We start from the raw sequence: 8,056 nt of genomic DNA, 5'->3' as shown, positions 1-8,056 counted from the left end.
GGATGTGCCCCCGCCAGCTGCCGGGTCAGCCGCCCGGCCTCCCGGCGCCACCGCGCCCCGTACGCGTCACCGCCCCGGCGTGCCGCGCGCCACGCGGCGGCCACGTCGTCGCCGTACTCGCGCGGCGGCTCCTCGCCCAGCAGGGCCACCAGCTCCGCCGCCCGGCGCGCCCCCACCAGCGGAGCGCCGTCCAGCAGCGCCCGCGCCAGCCGGGGGTGCAGGCCGAAGCGCGCCATCCGGACGCCCCGCCCGGTCACCCGGCCCCGCGCGTCGACCGCGCCGACCGCCTCCAGCACCGAGCGCGCCGCCGCCATCGCCCCCGCCGGGGGAGCGTCCAGCAGCGCCAGGCCCGACGCGTCCGGGTCGCCCCACGCCGCCGCCTGCAACGCGAACCCCGTCAGGTCCGCCACCCGGATCTCCGGCTCCGGGAACGCCGGCAGCCGCCCGTCCTCCGCCTCCGCCCAGCACCGGTACACCGCGCCCGGCGCCTCGCGCCCCGCACGCCCCGCCCGCTGCCGCGCCGACGCCCGGGACGCCCGCAGCGTCACCAGCGAGCCCAGCCCCCGCGCGTGGTCCACCCGGGGCTCCCGCGCCAGGCCCGAGTCGACCACCACCCGCACGCCCGGCACCGTCAGCGACGACTCCGCCACCGCCGTCGCCAGCACCACCCGCCGCCCGCGCCCCGGGGACAGCACCGCCTCCTGCACCGCGGCGGGCGCCCGGCCGTGCACCCGGAGCACCTCCACCCCGGACAGGTCCGACAGCAGCCCCGCCACCCGGGCGATCTCCCCCNCCCCCGGCAGGAAGCACAGCACGTCGCCCTCGCGCTCGGCCAGCGCCCGCCGCACCACCCCCGCCACGTGCGCCGTCAGCGCCGGGTCCACGGACGTCCCGCGGGCCGGGCGCACCGGCCCGCCCGGCGGCGCCCACACCACCTCCACCGGATACGCCGTACCGGTCGCCTCCACGACGGGCGCGCCGCCCAGCAGCCGCGCCCACCCCCCGGCGTCCGTCGTCGCCGACGCGGCCACCAGCCGCAGCTCCGGCCGCAGCGCCTCCCGCACGTCCAGCAGGAACGCCGCGGCCGTGTCCGCGTCCAGGTGCCGCTCGTGGCACTCGTCGAGGACCACCACGTCCACCCCGGCCAGCTCCTGGTCCCGCTGGAGCCGCTGGAGCAGCACCCCGGTCGTCACCACCTCGACGACCGTCTCCCGCGACACGGCCCGCTCGCCGCGCACCGTGAAACCGACCCGGCCGCCGACCTCCTCGCCGAGCAGCCACGCCATCCGCCGGGCCGCGCCCCGCGCCGCGATCCGCCGCGGCTCGGCGACCACGACCCGCGCGCCCCGCTCCGCCAGCGCCAGCGGCACCAGCGTCGTCTTGCCCGTCCCGGGCGGCGCGCACAGCACCGCCGCCCCGTGCTCCTCCAGTGCCCGCTCCAGCGCCGGCAGGGCGTGCCGTACGGGAAGCCGCCCCCGCTCCTCCTCCCGGATCACCCGGTCACGCGCCCTCGCGCCCGGACCGCCCGGCGCGCCGCGCCCCGCCGTCCGCGCCCCCCGGGTCCCGCTCGTCCCGCTCGCACACGAAGACCGCCGTACCGGGGATCAGGCCGCCGCGCAGCGGGGACCAGCCGCCCCACTCCCGGTCGTTGCCCGCAGGCCATTCCGGCTCCACCAGGTCCACCAGCCGGAAGCCGCCCGCGACCACGTCCCGCACCCGGTCGCCGATCGTCCGGTGGTGCTCCACGTACACCGCCCGGCCCCGCTCGTCCTGCTCCACGTACGGCGTGCGGTCGAAGTACGAGGACGTCACCGTCAGCCCCTCGGGCCCCGGCTCGTCCGGGAACGCCCAGCGGATCGGGTGCGTCACGGAGAACACCCACCGGCCGCCCGGCCGCAGCACCCGCCGCACCTCCCGGAAGACCCGCACCGGGTCGGCGACGAACGGCACCGCCCCGTACGCCGAGCAGGCCAGGTCGAAGGAGCCGTCCCGGAACGGCAGCGCCCCCGCGTCCGCCTGGACCAGGCCCAGCCCGTCCGCGCCGATGCGCAGCGCGTGCTGGAGCTGCCGGTGGGAGAGGTCCAGCGCCACCGGCCGGGCGCCCCGGGCCGCCAGCCAGCGCGAGCACTGCGCCGCGCCCGCGCCGATCTCCAGCACGTCCAGGCCCCTCAGCGACCCGGCCGGGCCCAGCAGCCCCGCCTCCGCCTCGTCCAGCCCCTCGGGGCCCCACACGAACCGGTCGTCCCCGAGGAAGCCGCCGTGCTCGCCCTGGTACTCGTCCGCGTTCCGGTCCCACCAGCCGCGGTTCGCCCGGCTGCTCTCCGCGTCGCCCGCCTCACGGCGGGTCGCCTCCGGTTCGTACTCTTGGATCATCTCGTCCGCCGTCGTAGTCTGCGCGGGGTGCGGGCGCCTCGTGCCGGTGCCCGCGGCCGTGCCGCGCACGGTGTGCGCCCGGCGTGTCACCGGCGCGCCGCGGCCGGAACGGCTCCGGCCCAGCTTAGTTGTGCCGGGTATGCGGGGTTCCGCCCCGGGTGGGCGCCTTCGCGCATTGACCCTGTCCCGCCGCGCCCGTATGCTAAAGGTTGCGCTGCGGGCTTGCGCGCCTCGGACGGAGCAGGCCGCGCTCGCATCTGTTGTATGTCCCCTCGGTTGTCGAGGCGCCACCCGTCACCGGGTCCGGCGCTTCCTTGGCTGTCCGGCTTCTGCAGCTGCGATACGGGCTCTCGGCGTGGCAGTACCTACGACTTCAATGTCCGTACCGGAGCCCTTTCCCACATGACGAGCAGCACCGAGACCACCGCCACCACCCCGCAGGTTGCGGTCAACGACATCGGTAACGAGGAAGCCTTCCTCGCCGCGATCGACGAGACGATCAAGTACTTCAACGACGGCGACATCGTCGACGGCGTCATCGTGAAGGTCGACCGGGACGAGGTCCTGCTCGACATCGGTTACAAGACCGAAGGTGTCATCCCGAGCCGCGAGCTCTCGATCAAGCACGACGTCGACCCGAACGAGGTCGTCAAGGTCGGCGACGAGATCGAGGCCCTCGTCCTCCAGAAGGAGGACAAGGAAGGCCGCCTGATCCTCTCGAAGAAGCGCGCCCAGTACGAGCGCGCCTGGGGCACCATCGAGAAGATCAAGGAAGAGGACGGCATCGTCACCGGCACCGTCATCGAGGTCGTCAAGGGTGGTCTCATCCTCGACATCGGCCTCCGCGGCTTCCTGCCGGCCTCCCTCGTCGAGATGCGTCGTGTCCGCGACCTCCAGCCGTACGTCGGCAAGGAGCTCGAGGCCAAGATCATCGAGCTGGACAAGAACCGCAACAACGTGGTCCTGTCCCGCCGCGCCTGGCTGGAGCAGACCCAGTCCGAGGTCCGCCAGACGTTCCTCACGACCCTCCAGAAGGGTCAGGTCCGCTCCGGCGTCGTCTCCTCGATCGTCAACTTCGGTGCCTTCGTGGACCTGGGCGGCGTCGACGGCCTGGTGCACGTCTCCGAGCTGTCCTGGAAGCACATCGACCACCCGTCCGAGGTCGTCGAGGTCGGCCAGGAGGTCACGGTCGAGGTCCTGGACGTCGACATGGACCGCGAGCGCGTCTCCCTGTCGCTGAAGGCGACGCAGGAGGACCCGTGGCAGCAGTTCGCCCGGACCCACCAGATCGGCCAGGTCGTCCCGGGTAAGGTCACCAAGCTGGTTCCGTTCGGTGCGTTCGTCCGCGTGGACGAGGGCATCGAGGGCCTGGTCCACATCTCCGAGCTGGCCGAGCGCCACGTGGAGATCCCGGAGCAGGTCGTCCAGGTCAACGACGAGATCTTCGTCAAGGTCATCGACATCGACCTCGAGCGCCGCCGCATCAGCCTCTCGCTGAAGCAGGCCAACGAGTCCTTCGGTGCCGACCCGGCCTCGGTCGAGTTCGACCCGACCCTGTACGGCATGGCCGCGTCCTACGACGACCAGGGCAACTACATCTACCCCGAGGGCTTCGACCCGGAGACCAACGACTGGCTGCCGGGCTACGAGGCCCAGCGCGAGGCGTGGGAGACCCAGTACGCCGAGGCGCAGCAGCGCTTCGAGCAGCACCAGGCCCAGGTCATCAAGTCCCGCGAGGCCGACGAGGCCGCGGCCGCCGAGGGCGGCTCCGCCGCTCCCGCCGGTGCCGGCGCGCCGACCGGTGGCTCCTACTCCTCGGAGTCGGACGACAACTCCGGCGCCCTGGCGTCGGACGAGGCGCTCGCCGCCCTCCGCGAGAAGCTGGCCGGCGGCCAGAGCTGAACGGCTCCCCACCGACCCGCTAGCTCCTAGCCGGTAGTACCGAGGCCCGTCCCGAGAGGGGCGGGCCTCGGTGCGTTCGCCGCCCGTCCGCGGGGTCGGTCCCGCCCGTGGTCCCGGCCCGCCGCCCGTCCGCCGGTCACTCCGTCCGGTCCGCCGCGCCGGACGGGACCCCGCCGCAGGCCGCCCGGAGTGCGCCCAGAGGCCGCCCGGAGGCCGCCCGGAGGCAGCGCGGGGTGCCGGGAACCACCGGAGGGCACGCCAAAAGGCCCGTACCGCCCGCGACATGGGCGCGCACGGGAATCCCGGGGGCCCGTGCGACGTTCTCCCGTGGGAACACGAGGAGGAGCGGTAATCGTGCTTGATCCGCAGGATTTGTACGCATGGGAACCGAAGGGCCTGGCGGTCGCCGACACGGCGCTCGCCCAGGAGTCGGCCGGCCTGGTCATGCTCTATCACTTCGACGGCTACATCGACGCGGGAGAGACCGGCGAGCAGATCGTCGACGGCCTGCTGGAGAACCTCCCGCACCAGGTGGTGGCCCGCTTCGACCACGACCGCCTGGTCGACTACCGGGCGCGCCGCCCGCTGCTCACCTTCCGGCGCGACCGCTGGACCGGCTACGACACCCCGGCCATCGAGCTCCGCATCGTCCAGGACGCCACCGGCGCGCCCTTCCTGCTGCTGTCCGGACCCGAACCCGACGTGGAGTGGGAGCGCTTCGCCGCGGCCGTCCGGCAGATCGTGGAACGCCTCGGCGTGCGCCTGTGCGTCAACTTCCACGGCATCCCGATGGGGGTCCCGCACACCCGCCCCGTCGGCCTCACCCCGCACGGCAACCGCACCGACCTCGTACCGGGGCACCGCAGCCCGTTCGACGAGGCGCAGGTCCCCGGCAGCGCCGTCGCGCTCGTCGAGTACCGGCTGATCGAGGCGGGGCACGACGTGCTCGGCCTCGCCGCGCACGTCCCGCACTACGTCGCCCGCTCCGCCTACCCCGAGGCGGCGCTCACCGCGGTGGAGGCGGTCACGGCCGCGACGGGCCTGGTCCTGCCGACCGTGGCGCACGACCTGCGCACCGCCGCCCAGCGCACCCGGGCCGAGATCGAGCGGCAGATCGGCGAGGGCGACGAGGAGCTGACCGCCCTCGTCAAGGGACTGGAGCACCAGTACGACGCGCTGGCCGGCGCCGAGGCCCGGGGGAGCCTCGTCGCGGAGCCCGTGGACCTGCCGTCCGCCGACGAGATCGGCCGGGAGTTCGAGCGCTTCCTCGCCGAGCGCGAGGGCGACACGCCGTAGCGGGCGGAGGGCGGAGACCGGGGGCGGCCGCCGTCCGCCGCGCCCTGGCCCCTAGGCTTCCACCCATGCTGACCGTAGGTCTCACCGGCGGAATCGGCGCCGGCAAAAGCGAGGTCTCCCGCCTCCTCGTCTCGTACGGCGCCGTCCTCGTCGACGCCGACAGGATCGCCCGCGAGGTGGTCGAACCCGGCACCCCCGGACTCGCCGCCGTCGTGGAGGCGTTCGGCCCGGACGTCCTGACGCCGGAGGGCACCCTGGACCGGCCCCGGCTGGGCTCCCTCGTCTTCGGCGACCCCGAGCGCCTCGCCGTCCTCAACGGCATCGTCCACCCCCTCGTCCGCGCCCGCTCCGCCGAACTCCAGGCCGCGGCCCCGCCCGGCGCCGTCGTCGTCCACGACGTGCCCCTGCTCGTCGAGAACGGGCTCACCCCCCTCTACGACGTGGTCGTGGTCGTCGACGCCTCCGTCGAGACCCGCCTGGAGCGCCTCGTACGGCACCGCGGGATGACCGAGTCCGAGGCCCGCGCCCGGATGGCCGCCCAGGCCACCTCCGAGGAGCGGCGCGCCGTCGCCGACCACGTCATCGACAACGACGGCCCCCTCACGGCACTGGAGCCCCGGGTGCGGGCGGTGTGGGAGGAACTGGCGGCCCGCGCGGCCCGCGCCGCGCCGGAATAGGGCGGGAGCCCGGGACGTTGAAGGGGCCCAGCGAGGGGAAGGATCCGACCGTGCCCGACAGCAGTCCGGAAACCCACGTCATCGACTACCGCGCGGCCGAGCGACTGCTCGCCGCCCGGGACCCGCGCGGCGCCGTCAAACTGCTCGACTCGGTGATCGCGGCCCACCCCGAGAACACCGCCGCACGCCTCCTGCGCGCCCGCGCCTTCTTCGCGGCGGCCCAGCTGCGTCCCGCCGAGCTCGAGTTCGAGCTGGTCCTGGAGCGGGAGCCGGACAACGCCTTCGCCCACTTCGGGCTGGCCCGCACCCTGCAGCGCGCGGGCCGTCCGCAGCACGCCAGGCGGCACTTCCGGCTCGCCGCCGCGCTCGACCCGAAGCCCGAGTACGTGGAGGCGGCGCGCTTCGACGCCGCCGACTGACCCGGCCCGCCGCCCCCTACGGCCCGCCGCTCCGGCGGGGCGGCTCGTACGGGGGGACGTCCGGACCGGGCTGGTAGTGGGCGCCCTGCCGCAGGTGGCGCAGGACCACCGCGACATCGCCCACCACCACCAGCAGCAGCACCCCGCAGGCGACCGCCCAGCCCGTCCGTCCCGCCAGCGCGAACGCGACGGTGCCGCCGAGGGCCCACAGCAGGCCCCACACGCCCAGTCCGAGCCGCAGCCGGAGCGGACTGCGCGCGGTGACCGGTTCGTCTCCACTGCGCATGATCGTCGCCTCCCGACCGGCGGGTACCCGCGGACCGCTCCCCGACCCGCCGCCGGGGCCCGATACCGGGACACACTGCAGGAGGCGGCCGGCAGGTCGGCGGCGGCACGCCGCGGGCGGGCGTGCCGCCGGGCCGGATGACCGACATGAGGATGATCTGAGAGAACGATTGAAACGCCCCCGATGGGGTGATTGCGGGATACGTCATAACCCGCCCCGGATCGGCGCGTTAACCGGAGTGCGGGCGAGTGCCCGCGAACATCTCCGGAAGGCAGGAAGCCATGAGGCACATTCGCCGCAATGGTCTGGTCGCTCTGATGATCACGAGCGGCGCGCTCGCGCTGGCCGCCGGTTCGGCACAGGCCGACACCGACCCGTTCGCCGCGGCGTTCGACTCGGTCGGCACGGTCGCCGGTGACGAGGCGCTGTCGTCGGCGGACGGCCCGGCCGGTGTCTGCGGCGGCACCGTGGACGCCGAGGGCCTGCTCGGCCCCGCGGCCGGCGGCATCTGCGAGGGCGAGGACGAGAAGCACGCTTCGCACGGGGAAGGAACCGCCACCACCACCCTCCGCGGGGCCGAGCGCCACGTCGGGCAGGGCGGTGCGACGGCGCTGGCCGCCGTGATCGGCTCGTCCGGCGCGACCTCCGACGGCGGCGTCCCGCTGCCGGCGGACCTCCCGGTGAAGGTCGTCGGCGACGCGGTCAGCATCGTCGCCGTCGAGGAACCGGCCTTCGACGACTCCGACGAGCCCTCCGCGCAGGACGTCGCGCCGCCGAAGCCGGCCACGCCGCCCACGAGCGACGAGCCGGCCGCGCCGGCGCCCGTGGAGGAGGCCCCGGCCCAGGCCCCGTCCCTCGCCGCCACCGGCGCCGGCGACCTCGCCGGCATGGGCCTGCCCGCGGCCGGCCTGGTCCTCGCCGGGGCGCTGCTCTACCGCCGCTCCCGCTCGGCGGCCGCGCGCGCCTGACCCCTCGGGGGTATGCCGCCACCGCCGGGGCACCGCCGCGCCCCCGGCGGCACCCGTCCGGACGCGCGCCGGGAGCGGCGCGGCACCCCGTTCGCCGGTGGGCCGCACGGGGGGNGCGGCACCGCCCCGGCACCC

The 8,056-nt window shown here is 75.3% G+C and carries 8 protein-coding genes and 1 pseudogene; 5 read left to right on the top strand and 4 right to left on the bottom strand.

What is annotated here, in order from left to right; genetic code table 11:
* The 3 genes and pseudogenes from MW084_RS06765 to MW084_RS06755 all read right to left on the bottom strand — a co-directional run.
* A pseudogene (locus tag MW084_RS06765) lies at positions 1-792 on the bottom strand (helicase-related protein); the annotation flags it as partial.
* A gap of 1 nt (position 793) precedes the next feature.
* On the bottom strand, positions 794-1,496 hold a 703-nt coding region (locus MW084_RS06760), incomplete at its 3' end, for a DEAD/DEAH box helicase (RefSeq protein WP_275563512.1).
* A 4-nt stretch (positions 1,497-1,500) separates the two neighbouring features.
* Positions 1,501-2,373, bottom strand: a complete 873-nt coding sequence (locus MW084_RS06755; protein WP_050986846.1) for a class I SAM-dependent methyltransferase — start codon at positions 2,371-2,373, stop codon at positions 1,501-1,503.
* A gap of 402 nt (positions 2,374-2,775) precedes the next feature.
* Between MW084_RS06755 and rpsA the strand changes: the two genes are divergently transcribed.
* The 4 genes from rpsA to MW084_RS06735 all read left to right on the top strand — a co-directional run bounded on the left by rpsA (position 2,776) and on the right by MW084_RS06735 (position 6,667).
* Positions 2,776-4,275: a 30S ribosomal protein S1 gene (gene rpsA / locus MW084_RS06750; protein WP_010474138.1), complete on the top strand. Its 1,500-nt coding sequence runs from the start codon at positions 2,776-2,778 to the stop codon at positions 4,273-4,275.
* A gap of 354 nt (positions 4,276-4,629) precedes the next feature.
* Positions 4,630-5,571 (top strand): PAC2 family protein, encoded by a 942-nt coding sequence (locus MW084_RS06745; protein WP_010474136.1) that lies wholly within the window; start codon positions 4,630-4,632, stop codon positions 5,569-5,571.
* Between the two features lie 65 nt (positions 5,572-5,636).
* Positions 5,637-6,248 carry a dephospho-CoA kinase gene (gene coaE, locus MW084_RS06740; RefSeq protein WP_010474134.1) on the top strand — a complete coding sequence of 204 codons (612 nt, stop codon included), beginning with the start codon at positions 5,637-5,639 and terminating at the stop codon, positions 6,246-6,248.
* A gap of 50 nt (positions 6,249-6,298) precedes the next feature.
* Entirely contained in the window at positions 6,299-6,667 is a 369-nt protein-coding gene (locus tag MW084_RS06735; protein ID WP_010474133.1) for a tetratricopeptide repeat protein, read from the top strand.
* A gap of 16 nt (positions 6,668-6,683) precedes the next feature.
* Here the strand turns inward: MW084_RS06735 and MW084_RS06730 are convergent, their stop codons facing one another.
* On the bottom strand, positions 6,684-6,953 hold the full coding sequence (locus MW084_RS06730; protein WP_010474132.1) for a DUF6343 family protein: 270 nt from the start codon (positions 6,951-6,953) through the stop codon (positions 6,684-6,686).
* 281 nt (positions 6,954-7,234) lie between these two features.
* Here MW084_RS06730 and MW084_RS06725 point away from each other — a divergent pair, with 281 nt between their 5' ends.
* Complete coding sequence (locus tag MW084_RS06725; RefSeq protein ID WP_086024603.1) at positions 7,235-7,921, top strand: chaplin family protein; 687 nt, start codon at positions 7,235-7,237, stop codon at positions 7,919-7,921.
* Positions 7,922-8,056 lie beyond the last annotated feature (135 nt).

Origin of the sequence: Streptomyces sudanensis (assembly GCF_023614315.1) — a bacterium.
GTDB lineage: Bacteria > Actinomycetota > Actinomycetes > Streptomycetales > Streptomycetaceae > Streptomyces > Streptomyces sudanensis.
Note: the sequence above shows the minus strand (reverse complement) of the source record. Positions and strands in the feature narration are given on the sequence as shown.

Coding starts and splice junctions, on each gene's coding strand:
- MW084_RS06755 (WP_050986846.1), bottom strand. CDS start 2,373: ATGATCCAAGAGTACGAACCGGAGGCGACCCGCCGTGAGGCGGGCGAC.
- coaE (WP_010474134.1), top strand. CDS start 5,637: ATGCTGACCGTAGGTCTCACCGGCGGAATCGGCGCCGGCAAAAGCGAG.
- rpsA (WP_010474138.1), top strand. CDS start 2,776: ATGACGAGCAGCACCGAGACCACCGCCACCACCCCGCAGGTTGCGGTC.
- MW084_RS06725 (WP_086024603.1), top strand. CDS start 7,235: ATGAGGCACATTCGCCGCAATGGTCTGGTCGCTCTGATGATCACGAGC.
- MW084_RS06730 (WP_010474132.1), bottom strand. CDS start 6,953: ATGCGCAGTGGAGACGAACCGGTCACCGCGCGCAGTCCGCTCCGGCTG.